Raw genomic sequence first — 25,878 nt, 5'->3', positions numbered from 1 at the left:
CTGGGTTGATAGGCCGGATCTGGAAGCACGGTAACGTGTGGAGGTGACCGGTACTAATAGGCCGAGGGCTTGTCCTCAGTTGCTCGCGTCCACTGTGTTAGTTCTGAGGCAACGACCGTTGCCGGCTTAGAGCAGAACACCAACTGAAAAGTGTGCTTGTTCGCTCGAAACCAATAGGGTTTCGGTGGTTATAGCGTGAGGGAAACGCCCGGTTACATTTCGAACCCGGAAGCTAAGCCTTACAGCGCCGATGGTACTGCAGGGGGGACCCTGTGGGAGAGTAGGACGCCGCCGAACAATCTTTGGAAGGACCCCTGGTCCCCAGCGTTCAGCTGGGGCCAGGGGTCCTTTTTGTTTTTCCGGAGCGCGCCGGGTACCCGGCTGCGCGAGAATGACTTGCAGTACCGAAGACAGGAGTCACCGATGTCCACCAACTCTCCCGACGACCGACCGGAGCGCGACCCGCGGCGACGGGACAGTGGTGACCGCGGCGACCGGGGCGGCTACCGCGGAGACCGTGGCGGCTTCCGTCGCGACAACGACCGCCGGGACAATGATCGTGGCGGTTCGGACCGTGCCAGTAGCGACCGTGCCAGTAGCGACCGCGGTAGTAACGACCGCGGTAGTTACGGCCGTCGCGATGATCGTCGTGATGGCGGGGACCGTGGGGACCGCGGTGGTTTCCGCCGTGACGACAATCGCGGAGGGGCCCCGCGTCGGGACGACCGCCGCGATGACCGTCGGGGCGATGACCGTGGGGATCGCGGTGGGTTCCGTCGCGACGACAACCGTGGTGGGTACAGCGGCGGTCGGCGTGACGATCGGCGTGATGACCGGCGAGAGGGCGACCGTGGGCCTCGTCCGGCGTTCCGTCGTGACGACCGTCCTGCGGGTCCGCGTCGTGACGACCGTCCTGCGGGTCCGCGTCGTGACGACCGTCCTGCGGGTCCGCGTCGTGACGACCGTCCTGCGGGTCCGCGTCGCGATGACCGTCCTGCGGGTCCGCGTCGCGATGACCGTCCTGCGGGTCCGCGTCGCGACGACCGCGATCGTGGCTTCCGGCGTGATGGTGACCGTCCCACCTTCCGACGTGACGACCGTGGCGATCGTGGGGAGCGAGTAGAGCGTCGGGACGACAACCGCGGTGGGTTCCGTCGCGACGACAATCGTGGTGGGTTCGGCGGCCGGCGTGACGACGACCGTGGTGGCCATGGTCGTCGTGATGACCGGCGGGACGACCGTCGTGATGACCGGCGGGATGATCGCCGTGATGGTGGTGACCGAGGCGGTTTCCGCCGTGACGACCGTGACCGTCCCTCCCTCCGCAGCGACGACCGGGACCGCGGTTTCCGCCGTGACGATCGTGGCGATCGCGGCGATCGCGGCGATCGCGGTGGTTTCCGCCGTGATGACCGTCGGGACGACCACCGTGGTGACGACCGTGGGGACCGCGGTGGTTTCCGTCGGGACGATCGGCGCGACGACAGCCGTGGAGACCGGGGCGGCGAGCGCGGTGGGTTCCGTGGTCGGGACGACCGCGGCGGCCCTCGTGGACCGCGGCGTGACGACCGTGGGCGTGACGACCGTGGTGGACGTCCCGGCGGCTTCCGTGGCCGTGACGACCGGCGCGGCGGCGACGACCGGCGTGGTGGCGGGCGTTTCCGGGACGAGCGCGACCGCGACCGGGAGCCGATCAGGCGGCTGCCGATCCCGGAGGACGTCACGGGCGAGGAGATCGACAAGGACGTACGGCAGGAACTGCAGAGTCTGCCGAAGGGGCTCGCTGAGGATGTCGCCAAGAACCTGGTGATGGTGGCGCGGCTCATCGACGAGGACCCCGAGACGGCGTACGCGTACTCGAAGGTGGCCCTGCGGCTGGCGTCGCGCGTCGCCGCGGTACGGGAGGCCGGCGGGTTCGCGGCGTACGCGAACCAGAAGTACAGCGAGGCGCTTGCGGAGTTCCGGGCCGCGCGACGGATGACCGGCAGTGTCGACCTGTGGCCCGTCATGGCGGACTGCGAGCGCGGGCTCGGGAGGCCGGAGAAGGCGCTGGACATGGCCGGCGCGCCCGAGGTGCACAAGCTGGACAAGGCCGGGCAGGTCGAGATGCGGCTCGTCGCGGCCGGCGCTCGGCGTGACATGGAGCAGATCGACGCGGCCATCGTGACGCTGCAGAGCCCCGAGCTGGCGTCCAACTCCGTGCAGCCGTGGACCGCGCGGCTGCGGTACGCGTACGCGGACGCACTGCTGGCTGCCGGGCGCGAGGGTGAGGCGCGGGAGTGGTTCGCGAAGGCCGTGGAGGCCGACAAGGACAGCAGCACGGACGCGTCGGACCGGCTTGCCGAGCTGGACGGTGTGGCGTTCGTCGATGCCTTCGACGAGAGCGAGAGCGAGAGCGAGGGTGAGGGTGCGGACGACGCTGAGTCCCACGACGCACCCGCGCAGGCTGTCGAGGCCGCTGAGGACACCGAGGCCGCTGAGGACGACAAGGACGACACCAAGGACTGACGTCCGTGAGTGAAAGGGCGGGACCCCATGACCGGGTCCCGCCCTTTCGTGTGTCACACGTCCAGTGCGCGCAGCACCAGGCCCGAGGCCGGTTTCGGGCCGAACGACGTCGACTTGCGGGGCATCGTGACGCCCTGGCGGGCGAGGTCGCGTACGACCTCCTCGCGGACGGGGTGCATCAGGATCGCCGTACCGCCGTCGCGTTCCGCCTTCTCGACTGTGGCGGCCGTGTCGTGGATGTAGGCGATGTGGGCGGGGGAGTCCTCGGGGATGTGCCAGACGTGATCGAGGAGGGTGGAGTGCAGGACCGTCGCGTCCAGAGTGCGCCAGGCCGCCGGGCGGTCCGTGGGGATGGTGCGGGCGAGCAGGGCCGGGTCCGGGCGGTCGACGAGGTGGAAGGTGCCGTCGCCGGCCAGCAGGAAGGCGTTGCCCGCGCAGGCCGCGTCGGCCAGGGCGTCCAGGGCCTCGGTCAGCGGGACGTCCAGGTGGCGGACGCGGAAGAGTCCCTCCAGCGGCGCCACGGCCTCCGCGACCGGCAGGCCGTGCAGGAGGCGGTGGATGGCGCGGACGCGCAGGGGGTAGCGGGCCGTGTCGACGAGGAGGACCAGGCCGTAGTCCCAGGGGCTGGGGGAAGGGTGCTCCGCGCGTAGACGCCGGTAGGTGGCCCAGCGGTGGTGGCCGTCGGCGATCAGGGCCTGATGGTGGGCCAGGTCGGAGCGGATACGGGCCAGGTCGGCGGGGTCGGCGACCGACCACAGCCGGTGGCTGAAGCCGTCCTCCGTGGTGGTGGCGAGCAACGGGGGCTGTGCTGCGGTGCGCTCGATGACGTCGGCTGTGGCGGAGGCTGAACCATTTCCGCGGTACGTCAGGAGCAGGGGCTCCAGGTTCGCGGAAGTGGCACGCATCAGCCCGGCGCGGTCTGCGACCACGTGCGGCATGACGTCCTCGTGGGGCAGGACGACGCCCTCAGAGGGCTCCGACAGGCGCAGGGCGCCTATGATGCCGCGCTGGAGCAGGCCGTGGCCGTCGCGCTGCTCGTAGACGTACAGGCCCGGCTCGGCGTCGGCGGTCAGGACGCCCTCGGACAGCCAGCGGCGCAGGGTGTCCGCGGCCTGTTCATTGCGGACGCTGGGAGTGGCGGCCTGGGGCAGGATCAGCCTGACGATGTTGTACGGGTCGGCGGACTGGAGGTGGTGCAGGCCGTCGGGGCGGACCACGACGTCATACGGCGGGGAGGTCACGGCGGCCAGGCTGCCGACCCGGTCGGGGTCGTAGCGCAGGCCTCGGAACGGGGTGAGTTCCAGGCCTCGGCGCGCCGTTGCTTCCGAGTGACCCGCTGTGTTCATCCCGGCATCGTACGTGTGTCAGTGGTATGCGCGATGATCGGGGGAAAGCGAGCGAACGAGGAGCGATGCGGAATGAGCCAGGGCGTCAGGACGAAGCCCGAGGGCAGTGGGCAGGCCCTGAGCGAGGCGTACGACACGGCGCTGCTCGACCTGGACGGGGTGGTGTACGCGGGCGGGAACGCGATCGCGTATGCGGTGGAGTCGCTCGCCACCGCGCGCGCGGGCGGGATGCATCTCGCGTACGTCACCAACAACGCGCTGCGGACGCCTGATGCCGTGGCCGACCACCTCACCGAGTTGGGCATACCGACGGGGGCGTCGGACGTCATCACCTCCGCGCAGGCGGTCGCCCGGCTGATCGCCGAGCAGGTGCCGGCGGGTGCGCGCGTGCTGGTGATCGGCGGGGAAGGGCTGCGGGTGGCGCTGCGCGAGCGCGGGCTCGAGCCGGTGGAGTCGGCGGACGACGATCCGGTGGCGGTCGTACAGGGGTACGGCGGGCCCGAGTTGGCGTGGGGGCGTTTCGCGGAGGCGTGTTACGCCATCGCGCGCGGGGTGCCGTGGTTCGCGTCCAACACCGACCTGACGATTCCCAGTGCGCGCGGGATCGCTCCGGGCAACGGCGCGGCCGTGCAGGTCGTGCGGATCGCCACGGGTGCCGAGCCGCAGGTGGCGGGCAAGCCGTTGCCGCCCATGCACCGGGAGACGGTCCTGCGGACCGGTGCCGAGCGCCCGCTGGTGGTCGGGGACCGGCTGGACACGGACATCGAGGGCGCGTTCAACGGAGGCGTGGACTCGCTGCTCGTCCTGACCGGGGTGACGGACGGACCGCAGTTGCTCGCCGCGCCGCCGCAGCACCGGCCGACGTATGTCGACGCCGATCTGCGGGGGATGCTCACCGGGCAGCCGGAGGTCACCGGAGAGGGCGACGGTTTCGGGTGTGGTGGCTGGACGGCGCGGGCCGGTGCCGAGCGGCTGGAACTCGACGGTGGCGGCGAGGCCCTGGACGGGTTGCGCGCGCTGTGCGCGGCGGCCTGGACGGCGGCCGGAGAGGGTGTGTGCGAGCTGGACGGGGGGAAGGCGCTGGCACGACTGGGTTTGTGAACCGTCGGGCCGGCCACCCGGGGCGGGGCTCCGCTCAGGCGTGTACCCGTGAGCGCGGGAACGTTCGAGACACGGGATCGTGGCTGAATGCGAGGGTAGGCTAACCTAACTGCGTGTTGGTCGACAGTCCTCCCGAACAGCGCGCGGAGACCGCCCCCGCGCCCCCAACCCGCCGGGCGATACGAGCCATTGGGCTGCTCGGCTCCGTGGTGATCCTGGTGCTCGTCGCGCTGGCGAGCATCGCGATCGGAGCGAAGGCGTTGTCCATGGGGCAGGTCTGGCACGGCTTGTTCCAGGACACGGGCACGTACGGCGACGTCGTGGTCGCGGACCGGCTGTCGCGGACCGTGCTGGGGCTGCTCGCCGGCGCCGCGCTCGGCCTGTCCGGGGCCGTGCTCCAGGCGCTCACCCGCAATCCGCTGGCCGACCCCGGACTGCTCGGCATCAACGCGGGCGCGTCCGCCGCGGTCGTCACCGCCATCACGTTCTTCGGCGTCACCTCGCTGAGCGGGTATGTCTGGTTCGCGTTCGTCGGCGCGGCCGCGGTCGGGGCGCTGGTCTGGTTCCTCGGCGGCAGTCGCGGAGCGACTCCGGTGCGGCTGGCGCTCGCCGGCACCGCGATCAGTGCCGCGCTCTACGGCTACCTCCAAGCTGTGATGATCATGGACGATGCGGCGCTCGCCAGGATGCGTTTCTGGACCGTCGGTTCCCTGGCCTCGGCGAGCAACTCGGCCATCCTCCAGGTGCTGCCGTTCCTCGCGGTGGGCACCGTCCTCGCGCTCTCGCTGGCCCGGCCGCTGAACGCCATGGAGATGGGGGACGACACCGCCAAGGCCCTCGGCGCCAACCTGAACCTCACCCGGGCGCTGGCCATGCTCTCCGCGACCGTGCTGTGCGGGGCGGCGACCGCCGCGTGCGGGCCGATCATGTTCGTCGGGCTGATGGTTCCGCACGTCGTACGGTCCTTCACCGGGCCCGACCTGCGCTGGATCCTGCCGTACGCGACCGTCCTGTCGCCGGTGCTGCTGCTCGGTGCCGACGTCCTCGGCCGGGTCGTCGCCCGGCCCTCGGAGCTCCAGGTCGGCATCGTCACCGCGATCATCGGCGGCCCGGTCTTCATCTATCTCGTACGACGGCGGAGGACGGCGCAGCTGTGAGGACCAACCGTGCCATCAGGACGCCGGGCGGGCTCTCGCTCCGTCTGGACGTCCGTACCGTCACCGTCGTCGCCCTGCTGCTGCTCGCCGCGCTCGCCGCGAGCGTCGTGCTGATCGGCACCGGCGACTTCCCGATCCCGGCCGCCGACGTGCTCAAGACGCTCTTCGGCGACGGCAACGCGGGACAGGAGTTCATCGTCAACGAGCTGCGGCTGCCGCGGGTCCTCGTCGGGCTCCTGGTCGGCGCCTCGCTGGGGCTCGGAGGCGCGTTGTTCCAGGCCATCTCCCGCAATCCGCTGGGCAGTCCGGACGTGCTCGGGCTCGGGCAGGGAGCGACCGCCGGCGCGCTCGTGATGATCGTGCTGTTCTCCGGAAGCGCCGCCCAGGTCACTCTCGGCGCGCTCGTGGGTGGCCTGGTGACCGGAATGGCCATCTATCTGCTCGCCTGGAAGCGGGGTGTGCACGGGTACCGACTGGTCCTGGTCGGTATCGGTGTCTCCGCGATCGTCACCGCGATCAACGGCTATCTGCTCACCGTGTCCGACATCGTCGACGCCGCCCGCGCGGTCGTCTGGATGACCGGATCGCTCAACGGGCGTGACTGGGACCAGGTCTGGCCGCTGCTCGTGCTGTGCGCCCTGCTCGTGCCGCTCGTCCTCGCCAACGGGCGCGGGCTGCGGATGACGGAGATGGGCGACGACGTGTCGTACGCCCTCGGGGTGCGCGTCGAGCGCGTACGGCTGCTGCTGTTGGTGGCCGCCGTCCTGCTCACCGCGACCGCCACCGCGGCCGCCGGCCCCGTCAGCTTCGTGGCGCTCACCGCGCCGCAGCTGGCCCGCCGCCTGACCCGCTCGCCCGGCCCGAACCTGGTGCCGTCCCTGTGCATGGGCGCCGCCCTCCTGGTCATCGCCGACTGGATCTCGCAGCGCACGTTCGGCGCCGACCAGCTGCCCGTGGGCGTGGTCACCGGTGTCCTCGGCGGCGTCTATCTGCTGTGGCTGCTGGTCACCGAGCGCAAGGCGGGCCGGATATGAGCCCGCAGAAGGAACTCCGGCCCGAGACGCGCGGCACGGCGAACGAGAACACCCGAAGGAGCACTGTGAACCGCCTCTCCGCCGAGAACGTGACCCTCGCCTACGACCAGCGGGTCATCGCCGAGGAGCTGTCGGTCGAGATACCCGACAACTCCTTCACCGTGATCGTCGGCCCGAACGCGTGCGGCAAGTCCACGCTGCTGCGGGCGCTGTCGCGGATGCTCAAGCCGCACCAGGGCCGGGTGCTGCTCGACGGCAACGTCATCCAGTCGATGCCGGCGAAGAAGGTCGCGCGCACCCTCGGGCTGCTCCCGCAGTCGTCGATCGCGCCCGACGGCATCACCGTCGCCGACCTCGTCGGCCGCGGCCGCTACCCGCACCAGGGCATCCTCCGCCAGTGGTCCACCGAGGACGAGCGGGTCGTACAGGAGTCGATGACCCAGACCGGGGTCGCCGAGCTCGCCGACCGGTATGTCGACGAGCTGTCCGGCGGTCAGCGCCAGCGCGTGTGGATCGCGATGGCGCTCGCCCAGCAGACGCCCCTGCTGCTGCTCGACGAGCCGACGACCTACCTGGACATCCAGCACCAGATCGACGTCCTCGACCTGTGCGCCGAGCTGCACGAGGAGCAGGGCCGCACGCTGGTCGCCGTGCTGCACGACCTCAACCACGCCGCCCGGTACGCCACGCACCTGATCGCCCTGAAGGACGGCAGGATCATCGCCGAGGGTGCTCCGAACGACATCGTCACCGCGGACCTGGTCGAGGAGGTCTTCGGACTGCGCTGCCAGGTCATCGACGACCCGGAGACGGCGACGCCGCTGGTGGTGCCGGCGGCGAGGAAGGCGCGTACGGCGACGAAGCTCGTGGCACCGGAAGCGAAGGTCGCCGCTAAAGAAGCTTCCTGAGACGGAGCAGGTCGCGTAGACCCGCCTCCAGTTTCACCCGGCCCGAACCCCAGGCCTTGGCGAAGTTCAGTTCGCCGTTCACCAGGGCCACCAGGTCGTCACCGGCCAGGGTCAGTCTGATCTGGGCCTTCTCCGGCGGCGTGCCCTGCAGCGTGTCCTGCACCACGATCCGGCCGCCCGTCATGCGGCCGACGAACGTGATGTCCAGGTCGGTGATGCGGCAGCTGACCGAGCGGTCCAGGGCGGCGGCCGTCGCGACGTCGCCTTCGGCGGTCTGCATGTTGTCCGAGAGCTTCTCGAGTGCGGCGCGGCACTCCTCGATCGTGGCCATCGCGATCGACGGTACCGCAGCGGTTCGGGGTAGCGTCTGGGCATGAGCGACACAGTGCCGGAGAACGAGGCACCGCAGGACGCGGTGGTGGAGCCCGAGGACGACCCCGCCGCCCCCGCCCCGCTGAACGTGCCCCGCACGCCCACCGGCAACGCCGAGGTCGACGCCCAGCTGGAGCGGCTCGCCGATGCCGACCACCTCGCCGCCGACGGACACGTCGAGGTGTACGAGGATGTACACCGGGGGCTGCGCGACGCGCTCACCGCGCTCGACGCCCGCCCGGGACCTCCGGCGCCCCTCAACGAGGCCCTTCGGGCCACACCTTCCAGTCAGTACCAGAGCAGGAGCTGAACCGAACGTGGCAGGAGTCGCACGCCGCCGTCTCGATGCGGAGCTGGTCCGCCGGAAGCTGGCGCGCTCGCGCGAGCACGCGAGCCAGCTGATCGCCGCCGGGCGGGTCAGCGTCGGCAAGACCGTCGCGACCAAGCCCGCCACGCAGGTGGAGACCGCCGCGGCGATCGTGGTCTCGGCCGACGAGGGTGATCCCGACTACGTCTCGCGCGGCGGCCACAAGCTCGCCGGCGCGCTGAAGGCGTTCGTACCGGAGGGGCTGGTCGTCGAGGGGCGGCGGGCGCTGGACGCCGGCGCGTCCACCGGGGGTTTCACGGATGTGCTGCTGCGGGCCGGGGCCGCTCATGTCGTCGCCGTCGACGTCGGATACGGGCAACTCGCGTGGTCTCTGCAGAGCGATGAACGCGTCACCGTCAAGGACCGTACGAACGTACGCGAGTTGACGCTTGAAGCGATCGATGGGGAGCCTGTGGAGCTTGTCGTGGGGGATTTGTCCTTCATCCCGCTCGGCCTGGTACTGCCCGCCCTGGTGCGGTGCGTGAAGCCGGATGCCGATCTGGTGATGATGGTCAAGCCGCAGTTCGAGGTGGGGAAGGAACGGTTGGGCAGTGGGGGAGTCGTACGGAGTCCGCAGCTGCGCGCCGCGGCCGTGAGCGCGGTGGCCCGGCGGGCGTGGGAACTGGGGCTCGGCGTGAAGGGTGTCACCGCCAGCCCGTTGCCCGGACCGTCCGGGAATGTCGAGTATTTTCTGTGGCTGCGGTCGGGTGCACCCGAACTGGACCCGGCCGACGTTGACCGTGCAGTGGCGGAGGGGCCGCGTTGACACAGAACCGAGCTCGTACTGTTTTCCTGCTCGCCCACACCGGGCGGCCCGCGGCGATCCGCAGCGCCGAGCTGGTGGTGAAGGGGCTGCTGCGCGAGGGGATCGGCGTGCGCGTCCTGGAGGCGGAGGCACTGGATCTGCCGCTGCCGGACGAGGTGGAGCTGGTCAAGGAGGCGACTCCGCAGTGCCTCGACGGGTGCGAGTTGCTGATCGTGCTCGGGGGTGACGGGACGCTGCTGCGGGGCGCCGAGTTCGCGCGGGCGTCCGGGGTGCCGATGCTGGGCGTCAATCTGGGGCGGGTGGGCTTCCTCGCGGAGGCCGAGCGCGACGACCTCGACAAGGTTGTCGAACGGGTGGCGACGAAGGCGTACGAGGTCGAGGAGCGGATGACCGTCGACGTCGTCGTGCATCGCAACGGCGACATCGTGCACACCGACTGGGCCTTGAACGAGGCCGCCGTGCAGAAGGTCTCCGCCGAGAAGCTGCTCGAAGTCGTGCTGGAGATCGATGGGCGGCCGGTCACCGGGTTCGGGTGCGACGGGATTGTTCTGTCCACTCCGACCGGGTCCACGGCCTACGCGTTTTCGGCGGGCGGGCCTGTGGTGTGGCCCGAGGTCGAGGCGTTGTTGATGGTGCCGATCAGTGCGCATGCGTTGTTCGCGAAGCCGTTGGTGACGTCGCCGGACTCCGTGCTGGCGGTGGAGGTTCTGCCGCACATTCCGCCGGGGGTGTTGTGGTGTGACGGGCGGCGGACCGTGGAGTTGCCGCCGGGGGCTCGGGTCGAGGTGCGGCGGGGGGCTGTGCCAGTGCGGTTGGCTCGGCTGCATCACGCTTCGTTCACGGATCGGTTGGTCGCGAAGTTCGCGTTGCCGGTTTCTGGATGGCGAGGGGCGCCTCACTAGCCGTCTGTGGGGAGTGTCTGAGGAGCGTCGGGGGCTGCGGGTCCGTTGCGGCTTGTCGCGCAACACGCGGCGGAGCCGCAGATCGACACAGCCCCGCGCCCCCGAGGCAGGTCCACTCGCCAGGGTGACAAATGAGGCCTGTGCTCATTCGTTACCTGCACCTTCACACAACAGGGGCGGGGGCCGTCGCACTTCCCCTCCCCGACCTCGTAAGGTCGTGTCCGTGTTGGAGGAGATGCGGATACGGTCGCTCGGAGTCATCGACGACGCGGTCGTCGAGCTGTCACCCGGCTTCACCGCCGTCACGGGTGAGACGGGTGCGGGCAAGACCATGGTGGTCACCAGCCTGGGTCTGTTGCTCGGTGGGCGGGCCGACCCGGCGCTCGTGCGGATCGGGGCCAAGAACGCGGTCGTGGAGGGGCGGATCAGTGTGTCCGCGGGCGACTCTGCCGTCGTACGGGCCGAGGAGGCCGGAGCGGAGCTCGACGACGGTGCGCTGCTGATCAGCCGTACCGTTTCCGCCGAAGGGCGTTCCCGGGCGCACTTGGGTGGACGCAGTGTGCCCGTGGGGGTGCTGGCAGAGCTCGCCGACGATCTCGTGGCGGTGCACGGGCAGACCGACCAGCAGGGGCTGCTCAAGCTGTCCCGGCAGCGGCAGGCGCTCGACCGGTACGCGGGTGGTGCGGTGGCCGGGCCGCTGGCCAAGTACACCGAGGCGTATCGGCGGCTGCGGGCCGTCTCCGTCGAGCTCGACGAGATCACCACGCGCGCGCGTGAGCGGGCCCAGGAGGCCGACATGCTGCGCTACGGCCTCGACGAGATCGCCGGCGTCGAGCCGCGCGCCGGAGAGGACGTGGAGCTGGCGGAGGAGGCGGAGCGGCTCGGGCACGCGGAGGCCCTGTCGTCCGCCGCCACGGCCGCTCACGCCGCCGTCGCCGGTAATCCGGAGGACCCCGAGGGCATCGACGCCGCCACGCTCGTCGCGGGCGCGCAGCGGGCGCTGGACGCCGTGCGGTCGTACGACCCGGCGCTGGCCGGGCTCGCCGACCGGATCGGGGAGATCGGGATCCTGCTGGGCGATGTGGCGGGGGAGCTCGCCGGGTACGCCGACGACCTGGACGCCGATCCGCTGCGGCTCGCGGCCGTCGAGGAGCGCCGGGCCGCACTGACCGCGCTGACGCGGAAGTACGGCGAGAACGTCGCCTCGGTGCTGGACTGGGCCGAGCGCAGTGCCGCGCGGCTGACCGAGTTGGACGGCGACGACGAGCGGATAGGGGAGCTGACCGTCGAGCGGGACGCGCTGCGGGCCGAACTGGGCGGGCTGGCGCAGGCCCTGACGGACGCGCGGACGGAGGCTGCCGAGCGGTTCGCCGCCGCCGTGACCGCCGAGCTGGCCTCCCTGGCGATGCCGCACGCGCGCGTGTCCTTCGACATCCGGCAGACCGAGGACCCGGAGGGCGTCGAGGTGGGCGGGCGTACGGTCGCGTACGGGCCGGCCGGTGCCGACGAGGTCGAGCTGCTGCTGGCCCCGCATCCCGGTGCCCCGGCCCGGCCCATCGCCAAGGGCGCGTCCGGGGGTGAGCTGTCGCGCGTGATGCTGGCGGTGGAGGTCGTCTTCGCCGGGACCGACCCCGTGCCGACCTATCTCTTCGACGAGGTCGACGCCGGTGTCGGTGGCAAGGCCGCCGTGGAGATCGGGCGGCGGCTGGCCCGGCTCGCGAGGACCGCGCAGGTCGTGGTCGTGACGCATCTTCCTCAGGTGGCCGCCTTCGCGGACCGGCAGTTGCTCGTGGAGAAGACCAACGACGGGTCCGTGACCCGGTCCGGTGTGAAGGTGCTGGAGGGCGAGGAGCGGGTCCGGGAGCTGTCCCGGATGCTCGCCGGGCAGGAGGACTCCGAGACCGCCCGGGCGCATGCGGAGGAGTTGCTGGCGACGGCTCGTGCGGACCTCTAGGGCGACGGGCCCTCGGCCGGCTGTGCAGGATCCTCGTAGGGTGGGCGAATGATCAATCGCGCTCGCAGGGCCACCTCGTTCGCAATCGCCGCCGGCCTCACTCGGGCCGCTGCCGTCGCCCTTCGCGCGAAGAAGCCCGGCGGTCGTGAGCGTTGGGAGCGGAAGAACTACGCGGGGCGGACCGTCGAGTTGTACGCCGGACCCGCGTCCGCGCTGGCCGCGGCCGTAGGGGCCGGGCGGGTGCGTCCCGCCGCCGGGTTCGCCGTGCTGACCGCCGGGATGTGCGGGGCGTACGACGACGTTGCCGGGGCGGCTGACGCCCGGAGCGGGTTCCGTGCGCACCTGGCCGCTCTCGGGGACGGAGAGGTCACCAGCGGGGCCGTGAAGCTGTTCGGGATCTCCGCCGCGGGGCTCGTCGCGGGATGCCTGCTGAAGGAGCGGGCGGTCGACAAGGTGCTCGCGGGGGTCGTGATCGCCGGGGCCGCGCATTTCGTGAACCTCGTGGACGTACGTCCGGGGCGGGCCGCCGCGGCGGTCGTCGTGCTCGGCGCGCCCGGGTTGCTGAAGGAAGGGCCCGGGGCTGAGCTGGCGGCGGCCGCCATGGGGGCCGCGGCGGCCGTGCTGCCCGACGACCTCGGTGAGCGCGCGATGATCGGCGACACGGGCGCGCACGCGCTGGGTGCGGCCCTGGGCGCCGCCATGGTCGCGGGCAAGGGGCGGGCCGGGCTGCTCGCGCACGCTGCCGCGGTGGTCGGCGCGGCCGTGTACGGGGACAAGGTGAGCGAGATGGCGCGTTCGGCGGGCGGGTGGTGACGGGACGCGGAGGCGCGCGCTCCTGGGACCGACCTGTGCGGGCACATACGTGCGGAACCAGGCCCTCCCTCACTCGTGTGGGTGACCCTGCTCACCGTGCCGCCGGGCCGGCCGCCTCCCGGCGTTCCCGGAACACCCGTACGTGCTGGCATCCTTGGCGTAGAACGCAGTAACGCGTAGGAAGCGCGCGGTACACCCCTCCGCTCGACACCTTCTGTACGTTTCCTCGTGACCGCCCGACGCCGAACCAGGAGCCCCGGCCACGTGACCCCCGTGAGCAGCCACTCACCGCACGGCCAGTCGCCGCTGCGCACCGTACAGGTGCTGGGCGGAGGCAATGCCGGCAGTAGCGCGCACGTGCGCTCCCTGACCTCGGGGCTGGTCGCGCGGGGCGTGCGGGTCACGGTGTGCGCCCCTTTCGAGGCGGATCGCACCTACGACTTCACCGGGGCCGGCGCCGAACACGTGCACGTGCCGCGCAGCAGCGACCCGGGCTCCGTGGCCGCCCTGCGCCAGGCGTGCACCAACGCCGACCTGGTGCACGCGCACGGGCTGCACGCCTCCTTCCGCGCGGTGCTCGCGCTGAGCGGGCGGCGCACCCCGCTCATCGTCACCTGGCACGACCGGGCGTACGCCGAGGGTGCACGCGCCCATTTCCTGCGCTTGTTGGAGCGGCGGGTGGTGAAGGCCGCCGCCGTGGTGCTCGGCACCACCTCGGCCCTCGTCGACCGGGCGCGCCGGACGGGCGCGCGGGACGCCCGGCTCGCCGCCGTGGCGCTGCCCGGGCCCCGTAAAGCCGTCGAGCAGGAGGACCCGGACCGGCTGCACCCCAAGGTCCGGGCCGAACTCGGCGCCACCGGACGCCCGTTGCTGATGGCGGTCGGCTCCCTCGACCGGCACCGGGGCTACGACCTGCTGTTGGACGCCACGCGCGCGTGGCGCGGCCTCGACCCCGCACCACTGGTCGTGATCGCGGGGGAGGGGCCGCTGCGCGCGGAGTTGCAGCGGCGGATCGAGGACGAGGGACTGCCGGTCCGGCTCATCGGCCGGCGGGACGACGTGACCGAGCTGCTCGCCGCCGCCGACCTCGCGCTGCTGCCGAGCAGCGGGGAGTCACGGGACGTCCTTGCCCAGGAAGCCCTCCACGCGCGTGTGCCGCTCGTCGCCACCGACGCGGGCGGCATCCCCGAACTCGTCGGCGACGCGGCCGAACTCGTTCCGGACGGGGACGCGGAGGCCTTCTCCGGCGCCGTCCTGGGGCTGCTCGGTGATCCCGAGCGGCAGGAGCTGCTCAGGGAGAAGGGCCTGAGGCAGGCGGCCACTTGGCCCACCGAGGACGAGACGGTCGCCCAAGTGCTCAGCGTCTACGACGAGTTGACCCAGCCGCGGCCCCTGATCTAGGAAGCCGGGGCCTGTCGCGGCACTGGGGCCAGTCGCGGCACTAGGGCACCAGCCTCCGCGCCCGCAGCGCCAGGCTCAACGCCAGCACCGTCTGCGGGTCGTCGAGGTCGGTGCCCAGCAACTCGCCGATGCGGGCCAGGCGGTTGTACAGCGTCTGCCGGTTGAGGTGGAGTTCGCGGGCCGTCTCCGCCTTGCGGCCCGCGTGCGCCAGGTACGTCTGCAGGGTGGGCAGCAGCGGTGGCTTGGAGCGGTTGTCGTGGTCGCGGACGGGCCCGATCGCACGGTCCACGAAGGCCGCCAGGTCCGGATGGTCGCGCAGTCGCCACAGGAGCAGGTCGATGTCCAGGCGGCGGGCGTCGTACCAGGGCCGGTCCGACAGCCCCTGTGCCGCCGTCGCCGTCTCCGCCGCGTGCCTCAGACCCGCCGAGGCCGCAGCCCAGCCGCCCGCCACCCCGACGACCACCACCGGCGGCTGCGCCCCGGGCCGCTGCATCCCGGCCCGCTCCACGCCCGCCCTGAGCGCCGCCGCGACCCGGTCCGCGACCGCCGACCGCTCCGACTCCGAACGCAGGCCCAGCAGCAGGGGGACACGGCCTTCGACGGGTCGTACGCCCAGCAGGACCGGCACTCCCACGGACGCGAGCTCCTCCGCGACCGCACGCGCCAGGACCGCCCAGCCGCCGCCGGGGGAGAGCGCGTCGCCCAGCCGCATCACCACCGGCAGCAGCGGGCTGTCGCCCGGCTTGAAGCCCAGCACACGCGCCTGCGCGGGCGCGTCCTCCGCCGCGATGCGCCCCTCGGCGAGGTCGGTCAGGAAATCCCCCCGCCCCCGCGCCGCCAGTTCCTCCTCCTGCCGTGCCTGCATGAGGACCACGGCCAGGATGCCCGCGGCCCGCTCGGCGGCCATCCGGTGCACCGGCGCGAGCGGAGCCCGTACGGGCAGCAGGACGAGGCGGGCACGGACGGAGCCGGTCCCGGGCCCGCCGCCCGGCACGTCCACCAGGACCGAGCCCGTCGGCGGGGCCTCCTTGTGCTGGCCGCGCAGCCCCTCCCACACCTGGAGCGGGTCCGCGCCCTCGGGGCCGGCCCCGGCGGCGTAGAGGAGCAGGCCCTCCGTCGTCTCCAGGAAGACGGGGTTGGCGCTGAAGTCGGCCAGGATGCCGAGCACCTGGGGGATCCCGCCGCCGCCCAGCAGGGCCTCCGTGCATCGGCGGTGCACCTCCTCCGCGCGCTGGAGCAGGGCGTAGTGGCCGTTGACGATCTCGGTGTGGATCTCCTCGGTGACTGCCACGAAGGGCACCTCGCGGTGCAGTTGGACCAGCGGCAGACCGGCCGCGCGTGCCGTGTCGACGAGGGCGGCGGGCAGCCGGGTGAAGCGCGGGCCGAGCTCCACGACGAGGGCGGCGATGCCGCGCTCGGCGAGGGTGCGCACGAACGCGCGCTGTTCGGCCGGACGGGTGCCGAGGCCGTAGCCCGTGGTCAACAGCAGCTCGCCGCCCTTGAGTAGCGAGGCGATGTTGGGCACCTCGCCCGCGTGCACCCAGCGCACGGTACGCCCCAGCCGGTCCGCGCCCGCGAGGATCTCGGGCAGCCCGCTGCGCAGTCCGGGCAGCTCCAGAGCGCGCCGAACGGTGATCCCGGCGCCCTGGCTCTCGAATCGGTGGTCCGTGCGGCTGTCCATACAGCGGACGCTACCTGCGCACACGTTCCGGCAACATCCTCGAGCGGTCGCAGGGACGATCACCGGTGATCGACGCCCTTGATTGGGGCGGGCGCCGCCGGGTAGCGGCCGGGACATGGACATCAGCGTGGTCGCCGTGGGGCGGGAAGACGACAGTCCGGTCGACGAGCCGTTGCGGGTGGCGGTGCTCGCCGACCGGCTCGGATATCGCGAGGTGTGGGCGGGTGAGGGCCCGACCTGGGACTCCTTCGTCCTGGCCACGGCGATCGGGCGGGCCACCGAGCGGGTCGCGCTGACGGCCGGGCCGGTGCCGGTGTCCGTGCGCGACCCGTTCACGATCGCCCGGGGTACCGCGGGCGTCGCGGCCGTCACCGGCCGCCCGGCCGGGGTGGCGCTGGGCACGTCCAGCAAGCGCGTGGTGGAGGGTGTGCACGGGCGGCCCCGGATCCGGCCGGCGGCCGTGATGGAGGAGAGCGCGGCGGCCGTACGGCGCTTTCTGCACGGTGTGCCGGGGGAGCCGGTCGTGCCGGGCAGCTCCTTCCGGCGCCGGCTTGCGCCGCCCGGCGGGCAGCTCACGGTGGCGGCGTTCGGGGACCGTGCGATCGCGACGGCCGCCGCGCACGCCGACCGGATGCTGCTGGACATCGTCTCGCCGGAGCAGGTGAGCGCGCTGCGGGCCAAACTGCTCGCGGCGGCCGAGCGGGCGGGCCGTCCGGCCCCCACGTTGGCCGCCTGGCTGCCCGCCGCCGTCGATCCGGAGCCGGAGTCCCTCGCCCAGGTCCTGGGGAGCATCGCCGGGTATCTGACCGTGCCGGGATACAGCGACATGTTCACCGCGGCGGGTCTCGGCGAGGCGGTGGAGCTGGCCGCGGCCGGCGCCGACCGCGACACCCTGCTGCGCGCGCTCCCGCCCACGGCCGCGGGCGCGGTCGGTCTGGTCGGGGACCTCGACGCCGTACGGGCCCGGATCGACGCCTATGCCGAGGCCGGGCTCGACGAGATCGCGCTGGTCCCGGCCACGGCAGGCGATCCGGCGGGGGAGCGGACGCTGACGGCGCTCAGGGCATGTGTCACATCCCGCGCTGATCCGGCCGGGGATGGGACACAGGCCCTCAGGCCGGCCTGATGTTGTGGTTGAAGCGGAAGACGTTGTCCGGGTCGTACTCGCGCTTCACCGCCGCCATCCGACGGGCGTTCTCGGCACCCAGGCCGGCCACCACGCGCTCCGCGCCCTCGTCGCCGATGAAGTTGAGGTAGACCGCGCCGGTGCTCCACGGGAGGACGTCGGCGCGCACATCCCGGACCCACTGCGTGCACCGTTCGTCGTCGGCCGGGTCCTGCCAGGCCGCGAAGGGGTGCACGGCCCACGGCGCGTCCCGGTACGGCACGGGGTACTCGTGCGGCCCGTCGGCGATCGCGCCGCCCTGCGGGAACAGCACGTGCTGGGTGTTGGACGGTACGGGCATGGAGCGCGCGCGCTCGCAGAAGACGCCCACGAAGTCGTCGGGCGCGTCCGAGATGTACTCCGCCGACCAGTAGTTCCGCAGCCCGGGCGGATCGTCGATCATGCACTGGACGTCGGCGTACGGCATCGCCCCGACGATCTCCGCCTCGTGCGGCAGCGCGAGCAGCGGCTCGGCCAGCTTGCGCATGTCCTCCTCGCCGCCGGCGTACGTCAGCAGCACCCCGCACAGCAGCGTGCCGACCAGGTGCGGCGGTACGAACTCCTCGGGCGGGCCGGTGAGATAGATGACTCCGCCGGCCGCCTCGACCGGCGCGACCGAGATCAGGTCGCGGTAGGTGCGGACGGCCTCGGGACCGTGCTCCGGCAGGTACAGGACCAAGGCGATGGAGAACTCGGGCAGTTCGTACAGCTTCAGCGTGATCGCGGTGGCGATGCCGAAGTTGCCGCCGCCGCCGTGCAGGGCCCAGAACAGCTCGGGGTTCTCGTCGGCGCTCGCATGGATCCGGTCGGCGTCGGCGGTGACCAGCTCGACGCCGAGCAGATTGTCCACGGCGAGTCCGCAGCAGCGGTCCAGCCAGCCGGTGCCGCCGCCGAGGACGAAGCCGCCGACGCCGGTCGTGGAGGCCCGGCCGCCGGTGGTCGCGAGGCCGTACGGCTGGGTGGCGCGGTCGAGGTGGCTCATCGTGGCACCGCCCCCGACCCGTACCGCCTCGGCCGCCGGGTGGACGGTCACCTCGTGCATCCGCCGCAGGTCGACGACCAGCCCGCCGTCGTTCAGCGCCATGCCCGCCACGCTGTGCCCGCCACCGCGGACCGCGATCTTCAGGTCCAGGTCCCGCCCGAAGGACACGGCCCGTACGACGTCGTCCTCGTCCACGCACTGCGCGATCACCGCGGGCCGCCGGTCGATCATGCCGTTGTAGACGGCCCGGGCCTCGTCATAACCCGGATCCCCGGGCGCGAGCACTTCACCGGTCAGATCCTCGCGCAGCGCAGCAAGAGCCGCGCCCGCCTTCGAGAGGGAAGCCATGGCCGCCCCCTTCCGTGCGGGGGTTGGTGGCTTCCAGCCTAGGCGGGCGCGGTGGGCCGGTCCTGTTCAGCCGCCGTACGCCCCCGACGCCGTCAGACGCAGGGCCGTGTCGATGAGCGGGACGTGGCTGAAGGCCTGCGGGAAGTTGCCGACCTGGCGTTGCAGGCGCGGGTCCCACTCCTCGGCCAGGAGGCCGAGGTCGTTGCGCAGGGCCAGCAGCTTCTCGAAGAGTTTGCGGGCCTCGTCCACGCGGCCGATCATCGCGAGGTCGTCCGCCATCCAGAACGAGCACGCGAGGAAGGCGCCCTCGTCGCCGGGCAGGCCGTCGACACCCTCGGCCTCCCCGTCCGTCGGGTAGCGCAGGATGAAGCCGTCCGACGTGGACAGCTCGCGCTGGATCGCCTCGATCGTGCCGATCACGCGCTTGTCGTCGGGGGGCAGGAAGCCCATCTGGGGAATGAGGAGCAGAGAGGCGTCCAGCTCCTTCGAGCCGTACGACTGTGTGAAGGTGTTGCGCTCCTTGTCGTAGCCCCGCTCGCACACGTCACGGTGGATGTCGTCGCGCAGTTCGCGCCACTTCTCCAGCGGGCCGTCCGCGTCACCGGACTCGATCAGCTTGATGGTGCGGTCGACGGCGACCCAGGCCATCACCTTGGAGTGCACGAAGTGGCGGCGCGGGCCGCGCACCTCCCAGATGCCCTCGTCCGGCTCGTCCCAGTGGTCCTCCAGGTAGCGGATGAGCTTCAGCTGGAGCAGGGACGCGTAGTCGTTGCGGGCCAGGCCCGTCATGTGGGCCAGGTGCAGGGCCTCGGTGACCTCGCCGTACACGTCCAGCTGGAGCTGGTGTGCGGCGCCGTTGCCGACCCGGACCGGCCCGGAGTTCTCGTAGCCGGGCAGCCAGTCCAGCTCGGCCTCGCCCAGCTCGCGCTCGCCCGCGATGCCGTACATGATCTGCAGGTTCTCCGGGTCGCCGGCGACGGCCCGCAGCAGCCACTCGCGCCAGGCGCGGGCTTCCTCGCGGTAGCCGGTGCGCAGCAGCGAGGAGAGGGTGATCGCCGCGTCCCGCAGCCAGGTGTAGCGGTAGTCCCAGTTGCGGACGCCGCCGATCTCCTCCGGCAGGGAGGTGGTGGGGGCGGCGACGATGCCGCCCGTCGGGGCGTACGTCAGCGCCTTCAGCGTGATCAGCGAGCGGACCACCGCCTCGCGGTACGGGCCGTGGTACGTACAGTGCTCCACCCAGTCCCGCCAGAAGTCCTCCGTCGCCTCCAGCGACTGCTCGGGCTCCGGCAGCGGCGGCGGCTGCTTGTGCGAGGGCTCCCAGGAGATGGTGAAGGCGATCCGCTCACCCGGGGCGACCGTGAAGTCCGCGTACGTCGTCAGCGACTTGCCGTAGGTCTCGGCCTCTGTGTCGAACCACACGGAGTCCGGACCGGCGACGGCCACCGTACGGCCCTCGTGCTTGTGCACCCACGGGACGACCCGGCCGTAGGAGAAGCGCATCCGGAGCGCCGAGCGCATCGGGACGCGGCCCGAGACGCCCTCCACGATCCGGATCAGCTGCGGGGCGCCGTCACGCGGGGGCATGAAGTCCGTCACACGGACCGTGCCGCGCGGGGTGTCCCACTCGGATTCCAGGATCAGGGAGTCGCCGCGGTAGCTGCGCCGCGCAGCGGTGGGCGGTTCGGAGTCGGCCGCGTGCGCCGGTCCGAGCCGCCAGAAGCCGTGTTCCTCGGTGCCCAGCAGACCGGCGAAGATGGCATGCGAGTCGAAGCGGGGCAGGCACAGCCAGTCCACTGTGCCGTCCCGGCAGACCAGGGCAGCGGTCTGCATGTCTCCGATGAGTGCGTAGTCTTCGATGCGCCCGGCCACGTGCAACTCCAGTCGAACGGCCACGTCACCCCCAGGGAATAGGGGGCTGTCGCTAGTGCGGTCAAGGGGTCTTTGTCATGCGTCGTTGAGCGATGAAGCAAAACAGTCCGTGCTGCTGTGAGGCAAAACGACATCTGTTACTCAACGAACTGACGAGCTCTCGTTGTTCCGGAGCTTACGGGCGGGGGTGGTGCCGTGTTGCCGGCCTGGCTCGCCGTGTTGCCGGCCTGGCTCGGTCAGCGAGTGTCCGAGCAGGATACGACGCACGTAGATGATCTGCGTGCCGCTCCCGACAACGCGAGTGAGCCGAACGGGTGAGCAACGGGTGAGGAACACGTGAGCCTGTGCGGGTCCGTGTCGGCGTGTGTGCAGAGCGTGGCCGGAAGCCATCCCGTCCGGGCGCTGATACCCTGGTAGCCCGTGGACCGGTGGGCACGAAACCCCCGAACCGCAGCGACGGCACCTCCAGAAAAACCCGGGTTCTCCGGGCCGGACATGCCGCACCGCACCCACAGACCGCGACCACGGGAGCCCCCTCTTGGCCATGCCGCCCGCTGCTTTTCGAAACAGCACAGCCACGACGACCAAGCACATCTTCGTCACCGGGGGTGTCGCCTCCTCGCTCGGCAAGGGCCTCACCGCCTCCAGCCTCGGCATGCTGCTCAAGGCCCGCGGCCTGCGGGTGGTCATGCAGAAGCTCGACCCTTACCTGAACGTCGACCCGGGCACGATGAACCCCTTCCAGCACGGTGAGGTGTTCGTCACGAACGACGGCGCCGAGACCGACCTGGACATCGGCCACTACGAGCGCTTCCTCGACCGCGACCTGGACGGCTCCGCCAACGTCACCACGGGTCAGATCTACTCGACGGTGATCGCCAAGGAGCGGCGCGGCGAGTACCTGGGCGACACCGTCCAGGTCATCCCGCACATCACCAACGAGATCAAGCACCGCATCCGCCGCATGGCGACGGACGAGGTCGACGTCGTGATCACCGAGGTCGGCGGCACCGTCGGCGACATCGAGTCGCTGCCGTTCCTGGAGACGGTCCGCCAGGTCCGTCACGAGGTCGGCCGTGACAACGTCTTCGTCGTCCACATCTCGCTCCTGCCGTACATCGGTCCCTCGGGTGAGCTGAAGACGAAGCCGACCCAGCACTCGGTTGCGGCCCTCAGGAACATCGGTATCCAGCCGGACGCGATCGTGCTGCGCTGCGACCGCGAGGTGCCGACCGCGATCAAGCGCAAGATCTCGCTGATGTGCGACGTCGACGAGGCCGCCGTGGTCGCCTGCCCCGACGCCCGCTCCATCTACGACATCCCGAAGACCGTGCACGGTGAGGGCCTGGACGCCTATGTCGTCCGCAAGCTGGACCTCGCGTTCCGCGATGTGGACTGGACGACCTGGGACGACCTGCTCGACCGCGTCCACAACCCCGACCACGAGGTCACCCTCGCCCTGGTGGGCAAGTACATCGACCTGCCCGACGCCTACCTCTCGGTCACCGAGGCGCTGCGCGCCGGCGGCTTCGCCAACAAGGCCCGCGTGAAGATCAAGTGGGTCACCTCGGACGACTGCAAGACCCAGGCCGGCGCCGCCCAGCAGCTCGGTGACGTCGACGGCATCTGCATCCCGGGCGGCTTCGGCGACCGCGGTGTGCTCGGCAAGGTCGGCGCCATCCGCTACGCCCGCGAGAACAGGATCCCGCTGCTCGGCCTGTGCCTGGGCCTGCAGTGCATCGTGATCGAGGCCGCGCGCAACCTGGCCGACATCCCCGACGCCAACTCCACCGAGTTCGACGCGGCCACCGGCCACCCGGTCATCTCCACCATGGCCGAGCAGCTCGACATCGTCGCCGGCGAGGGCGACATGGGCGGCACCATGCGCCTGGGCATGTACCCGGCCAAGCTGGCCGAGGGCTCGATCGTGCGTGAGGTGTACGACGGCAAGGAGTACGTCGAGGAGCGCCACCGGCACCGCTACGAGGTGAACAACGCCTACCGCGCGGAGCTCGAGAAGAAGGCGGGCATCGTGTTCTCCGGCACGTCGCCGGACGGCAAGCTCGTCGAGTACGTCGAGTACCCGCGCGATGTCCACCCGTACCTGGTCGCGACCCAGGCGCACCCGGAGCTGCGCTCGCGTCCGACGCGTCCGCACCCGCTGTTCGCCGGTCTCGTGAAGGCGGCGGTCCAGCGGACAGAGGCCGCGAGGAAGAATTCGAAGTAGCACAACAGTTGTACGTTGGCCGGGGCGTCCGCATTCAAAAGGTGGGCGTCCCGGCCTCTTCGCGCACGTGGAAGGACAGGGCATGACGATCAAGGACACTCCCGAGGCGTGGGAGATCCGGTCCACCGAGACCCCCTTCGTGGGCAACAAGACCTCCGTCCGCACGGACGAGGTGGTCATGCCCGACGGTTCGGTGGTCGGCCGTGACTACCAGGTCCACCCCGGCTCCGTGGCCGTTCTCGCCCTCGACGGCGAGGACCGTGTCCTGCTCATCAAGCAGTACCGGCACCCGGTGCGGCAGAAGCTGTGGGAGATCCCGGCCGGACTGCTCGACGTCCCCGGCGAGAACCCGCTGCACGCCGCCCAGCGCGAGCTGTACGAGGAGGCGCACGTCAAGGCCGAGGACTGGCGGGTGCTGACCGACGTCTACACCACGCCCGGCGGCTGCGACGAGGCCGTACGGATCTTCCTCGCCCGCGATCTGTCCGAGGCCGACGGGGAGCGCTTCGTGGTCGAGGACGAGGAGGCCGACATGGAGCACGCGCGCGTGCCGGTCGACGAGCTCGTCCGGAAGGTGCTCGCGGGGGAGCTGCACAACAACTGCCTCGTCGTGGGCGTGCTTTCGCTGGTCGCCGCGCGCGCCGGGGACGGGCTCGACGCCCTGCGCCCGGCGGAGGCACCCTGGCCCGCGCGACCGTTCGAGTCCTGAACCCACGCACCCCGCCACTGATGTGACCATCGGCTGATCCGATCGGGGGATGTGCCCGCCGTGGTCCACACGGAACGTAGCAGAGCGTGAACTAGGCTCTGGAAACGCCCGAACCGGAGTCCCGGCGGGCTTGCGCGTGCGGTGGGACGGGAGTGTGGCCCGTGACGGATCAGGCGGTGGACGCAGGCGGCGTGCAGCTGTCCTCAGACGCTGCTGCGGGGACTCGATTCCTGGGCCGTACAAGGGAGTTGAAAGAACTCCGCGCCGACATCGAGCGCGCCGGCCTGGACACCATCTCGGGCCGCAAGGCTCCCCGCGCGCGGGTGCTTCTCATCGCGGGCAAACCCGGCTCGGGCCGTACGGCGCTCGCCGAGGAACTCGTACGGCAGGTCGCCGACCGTTACCGGGACGGGGTGCTCCGGGCCCGGCTCAGCGAGCCCGACGGCACGCCCGTCCCGATCGAGCTCGCCGCCCGCGAACTGCTCGTCGCGCTGGAGCTGCCGACGCCCGCCGGAGCCGCCGAGGACGACCTGACCGCGGCGCTCCGCGAGGCCCTCGCCGACCGCCGGATGCTGCTCCTGCTCGACGACGCGGCCAGCGCCGAACAGGTCGACGCCCTGCTGCCGGACACCCCCCAGTGCCTGGTCGTGGCCGTCTCCGGGGGCCCGCTGACCGGGATCGCGGACGTCCGTCCGTGCACTCTGGGCGGCCTCGACACCAAGTCCGCCGTCGAACTGCTGTCCCGGCACGCCGGCTCGGTCCGCATCACCGTCGACCCCCGTGCCGCCGAGGGGCTGGTCGAGGAGTGCCAGGGCCAGCCCGCCGCGCTGACGCTGGCCGGGGGCTGGCTCGCCGCCCGTCCCAAGGCGGCCGTCGCCGACCTCGCCAAGCACCTGCACGCCGACGGTGACGAAGGGAAGACCCCGCTCAGCAGGGTCTTCCGGCTCGCCTACACGTCCCTGCCCGCCCCGGCCGCCCGGATACTGCGACTGCTCTCCCTCGCCCCGGCCGGCCTGGTCGACCCGCACACCGCCTCCGCACTCGCCGGCTGCTCGGTGGGCGGCGCCCACACGACCCTGGACGACTTCGTCGCCCTGGGTCTGCTGCACGCGGTGGAGTCGCCGCTGCCGCAGTACGAGGTTCCGGGCTGCCTCCAGCCCCTGCTGAAGGCCCTCGCCGAGTCCCAGGACCGCCCTGCCGAGCTCCAGCTGGCCCGCGCCCGGATGCTGGAGCGGACCGTACGGCTGCTGCAGTCCTGCCGGGCGATCACCGAGACCGACAGCACCGAGGCGCGCGAGAAGCTCCAGGGCATGCCACGCTCCCTGCGCTTCCCGAGCCCGCGGGCCGCCGCCGACTGGCTGAGCATCCGCAGGCCGGCCCTGCTCGCCGCGGCCCGCCTCGCGGTCGCCGACGGCGAGCTGGACACCCTCGCCCGGCGTCTGATGTCCCAGCTCGTGAGGGCGATGGTCGCCCACTTCGGCACCCAGGCGGCCGCGCCCGACCTGTACGGCATCCACCGCCTCGTCCTCGACGTGGCCGAGCGCCGCGCACTGCCCCGCGAGCGGGCCGCCGCCCTGCTGAACCTCGCCGACCTGGACGCCCGGACCGGCCGCACACAGGAGTCCCTGGCGCGCTACCGGGCGGCTCTGGACGCCGGACGGGAGGCGAACGACCCGTACGCGACCGGCCGCGCGATGGAATCCGTAGGCGGCGCCCACCTGGAACTCGGGGACTACGACCGGGCCGCCGACTGGTACGGCCGGGCCCTCGTCCAGCGGCTCGCGAGGGACGAGCGTGCGGACGCCGCGCGGCTGTACGGCCGTATCGCCGCGGCCCACACGTATGCGGGCCGCTACGGCGAGGCGCAGCGCGACTGGCGGGCCGCGGTCGCCGGGCACCGCAAGAACGGCGATGTGCCCGCCCTCGCACGGGCGTTGAGCGAACTCGCGCGCGTCCAGGAGTACGCCGGACGGCTCGAGGAGTCGCTGCGCACCTGCCAGGAGGCCGTGGAGTGGGCACGTCGCGCCGAAGACGTACGCCTGCAGGCCGCGGTGCAGTTGAGGATCGCCGGCACCCTGGAGCACCTCGGCGATCTCACGGCGGCGGCGTTGCACCGGAGCGCTGCCGAGGGGCTGCTGGGCGAGGAGCTCCAGGAGCCCGACCTGCGGGCCGATACGGAGCCCGAACCGGTGCCGGAACCCCTTGATCCACCGGAACACGACGCTAACGCCTGCGAAATCCGTAGTACATCTGCTGAAGATTGATGCA

General features: G+C 71.8%; 22 protein-coding genes and 2 rRNA genes. 19 read left to right on the top strand and 5 right to left on the bottom strand.

Annotated features, from left to right (window positions below):
* The 5 genes from ADK57_RS19300 to ADK57_RS50490 all read left to right on the top strand — a co-directional run.
* A 23S ribosomal RNA gene (locus ADK57_RS19300) occupies positions 1-77 on the top strand; the annotation flags it as partial.
* A gap of 103 nt (positions 78-180) precedes the next feature.
* A 5S ribosomal RNA gene (rrf, locus tag ADK57_RS19295) occupies positions 181-297 on the top strand.
* Positions 298-688: 391 nt separating this feature from the next.
* Entirely contained in the window at positions 689-1,123 is a 435-nt protein-coding gene (locus tag ADK57_RS52270) for a hypothetical protein (protein WP_199830624.1), read from the top strand.
* 123 nt (positions 1,124-1,246) lie between these two features.
* Positions 1,247-1,810 carry a hypothetical protein gene (locus ADK57_RS50495; RefSeq protein WP_199830623.1) on the top strand — a complete coding sequence of 188 codons (564 nt, stop codon included), beginning with the start codon at positions 1,247-1,249 and terminating at the stop codon, positions 1,808-1,810.
* On the top strand, positions 1,702-2,508 hold the full coding sequence (locus ADK57_RS50490) for a hypothetical protein (protein ID WP_234390297.1): 807 nt from the start codon (positions 1,702-1,704) through the stop codon (positions 2,506-2,508). Before ADK57_RS50495 ends, ADK57_RS50490 begins: the two co-directional genes overlap by 109 nt.
* Before the next feature lie 53 nt (positions 2,509-2,561).
* On the opposite strand, the gene ADK57_RS19275 is transcribed toward ADK57_RS50490, so the two are convergent.
* The gene (locus ADK57_RS19275) at positions 2,562-3,854 is read right to left on the bottom strand and encodes a DUF1015 domain-containing protein (RefSeq protein WP_053750718.1); all 1,293 of its coding nucleotides are present in this window, start codon (positions 3,852-3,854) and stop codon (positions 2,562-2,564) included.
* A 72-nt stretch (positions 3,855-3,926) separates the two neighbouring features.
* Between ADK57_RS19275 and ADK57_RS19270 the strand changes: the two genes are divergently transcribed.
* From ADK57_RS19270 to ADK57_RS19255, 4 genes are all read left to right on the top strand, one after another.
* Positions 3,927-4,955 (top strand): HAD-IIA family hydrolase, encoded by a 1,029-nt coding sequence (locus tag ADK57_RS19270; RefSeq protein ID WP_053750717.1) that lies wholly within the window; start codon positions 3,927-3,929, stop codon positions 4,953-4,955.
* Positions 4,956-5,068: 113 nt separating this feature from the next.
* Entirely contained in the window at positions 5,069-6,112 is a 1,044-nt protein-coding gene (locus tag ADK57_RS19265; protein WP_053750716.1) for a FecCD family ABC transporter permease, read from the top strand.
* Positions 6,109-7,146, top strand: a complete 1,038-nt coding sequence (locus ADK57_RS19260; protein WP_053750715.1) for a FecCD family ABC transporter permease — start codon at positions 6,109-6,111, stop codon at positions 7,144-7,146. The genes ADK57_RS19265 and ADK57_RS19260 overlap by 4 nt, the downstream gene beginning before the upstream one ends.
* Positions 7,143-8,054, top strand: a complete 912-nt coding sequence (locus tag ADK57_RS19255; protein WP_053750714.1) for an ABC transporter ATP-binding protein — start codon at positions 7,143-7,145, stop codon at positions 8,052-8,054. The genes ADK57_RS19260 and ADK57_RS19255 overlap by 4 nt, the downstream gene beginning before the upstream one ends.
* Here the strand turns inward: ADK57_RS19255 and ADK57_RS19250 are convergent.
* Positions 8,038-8,385, bottom strand: a complete 348-nt coding sequence (locus ADK57_RS19250) for an SCP2 sterol-binding domain-containing protein (RefSeq protein WP_053750713.1) — start codon at positions 8,383-8,385, stop codon at positions 8,038-8,040. The two genes, ADK57_RS19255 and ADK57_RS19250, sit on opposite strands and share 17 nt — an antisense overlap.
* A gap of 42 nt (positions 8,386-8,427) precedes the next feature.
* Here ADK57_RS19250 and ADK57_RS19245 point away from each other — a divergent pair, with 42 nt between their 5' ends.
* From ADK57_RS19245 to ADK57_RS19220, 6 genes are all read left to right on the top strand, one after another.
* A complete protein-coding gene (locus tag ADK57_RS19245) occupies positions 8,428-8,736 on the top strand; it encodes a hypothetical protein (RefSeq protein ID WP_053750712.1) in 309 nt (102 codons plus the stop codon).
* Positions 8,737-8,743: 7 nt separating this feature from the next.
* Positions 8,744-9,559: a TlyA family RNA methyltransferase gene (locus ADK57_RS19240; RefSeq protein WP_053750711.1), complete on the top strand. Its 816-nt coding sequence runs from the start codon at positions 8,744-8,746 to the stop codon at positions 9,557-9,559.
* Positions 9,556-10,461, top strand: a complete 906-nt coding sequence (locus ADK57_RS19235; RefSeq protein WP_053750710.1) for an NAD kinase — start codon at positions 9,556-9,558, stop codon at positions 10,459-10,461. Before ADK57_RS19240 ends, ADK57_RS19235 begins: the two co-directional genes overlap by 4 nt.
* Positions 10,462-10,696: 235 nt before the next feature.
* Positions 10,697-12,415 (top strand): DNA repair protein RecN, encoded by a 1,719-nt coding sequence (gene recN, locus ADK57_RS19230; RefSeq protein WP_053750709.1) that lies wholly within the window; start codon positions 10,697-10,699, stop codon positions 12,413-12,415.
* Between the two features lie 48 nt (positions 12,416-12,463).
* Positions 12,464-13,228, top strand: a complete 765-nt coding sequence (locus tag ADK57_RS19225) for a hypothetical protein (protein ID WP_053750708.1) — start codon at positions 12,464-12,466, stop codon at positions 13,226-13,228.
* Between the two features lie 264 nt (positions 13,229-13,492).
* The gene (locus ADK57_RS19220) at positions 13,493-14,629 is read left to right on the top strand and encodes a glycosyltransferase family 4 protein (RefSeq protein ID WP_053750707.1); all 1,137 of its coding nucleotides are present in this window, start codon (positions 13,493-13,495) and stop codon (positions 14,627-14,629) included.
* Between the two features lie 40 nt (positions 14,630-14,669).
* Here ADK57_RS19220 and ADK57_RS19215 read toward each other — a convergent pair whose 3' ends face one another.
* The gene (locus tag ADK57_RS19215) at positions 14,670-16,310 is read right to left on the bottom strand and encodes a PucR family transcriptional regulator (RefSeq protein ID WP_053750706.1); all 1,641 of its coding nucleotides are present in this window, start codon (positions 16,308-16,310) and stop codon (positions 14,670-14,672) included.
* Positions 16,311-16,425: 115 nt separating this feature from the next.
* Here ADK57_RS19215 and ADK57_RS19210 point away from each other — a divergent pair, with 115 nt between their 5' ends.
* Complete coding sequence (locus tag ADK57_RS19210; RefSeq protein WP_053750705.1) at positions 16,426-17,436, top strand: LLM class F420-dependent oxidoreductase; 1,011 nt, start codon at positions 16,426-16,428, stop codon at positions 17,434-17,436.
* On the opposite strand, the gene ADK57_RS19205 is transcribed toward ADK57_RS19210, so the two are convergent.
* Complete coding sequence (locus ADK57_RS19205) at positions 17,423-18,805, bottom strand: FAD-binding oxidoreductase (protein WP_053750704.1); 1,383 nt, start codon at positions 18,803-18,805, stop codon at positions 17,423-17,425. The genes ADK57_RS19210 and ADK57_RS19205 overlap by 14 nt on opposite strands.
* A gap of 66 nt (positions 18,806-18,871) precedes the next feature.
* Positions 18,872-20,674 (bottom strand): glycoside hydrolase family 15 protein, encoded by a 1,803-nt coding sequence (locus ADK57_RS19200; RefSeq protein ID WP_053750703.1) that lies wholly within the window; start codon positions 20,672-20,674, stop codon positions 18,872-18,874.
* Between the two features lie 544 nt (positions 20,675-21,218).
* Between ADK57_RS19200 and ADK57_RS19195 the strand changes: the two genes are divergently transcribed.
* The 3 genes from ADK57_RS19195 (at position 21,219) to ADK57_RS19185 (ending at position 25,874) form a co-directional block, all read left to right on the top strand.
* Positions 21,219-22,901, top strand: a complete 1,683-nt coding sequence (locus tag ADK57_RS19195) for a CTP synthase (protein WP_053750702.1) — start codon at positions 21,219-21,221, stop codon at positions 22,899-22,901.
* Between the two features lie 82 nt (positions 22,902-22,983).
* The gene (locus ADK57_RS19190; protein WP_053750701.1) at positions 22,984-23,610 is read left to right on the top strand and encodes an NUDIX domain-containing protein; all 627 of its coding nucleotides are present in this window, start codon (positions 22,984-22,986) and stop codon (positions 23,608-23,610) included.
* Between the two features lie 161 nt (positions 23,611-23,771).
* Positions 23,772-25,874, top strand: a complete 2,103-nt coding sequence (locus ADK57_RS19185; RefSeq protein ID WP_053750700.1) for a tetratricopeptide repeat protein — start codon at positions 23,772-23,774, stop codon at positions 25,872-25,874.
* Positions 25,875-25,878 lie beyond the last annotated feature (4 nt).

This window comes from Streptomyces sp. MMG1533 (genome assembly GCF_001279775.1).
GTDB lineage: Bacteria > Actinomycetota > Actinomycetes > Streptomycetales > Streptomycetaceae > Streptomyces.
The sequence above is the reverse complement of the archived record's forward strand: the minus strand, read 5'-3'. Positions and strand labels throughout refer to the sequence as shown.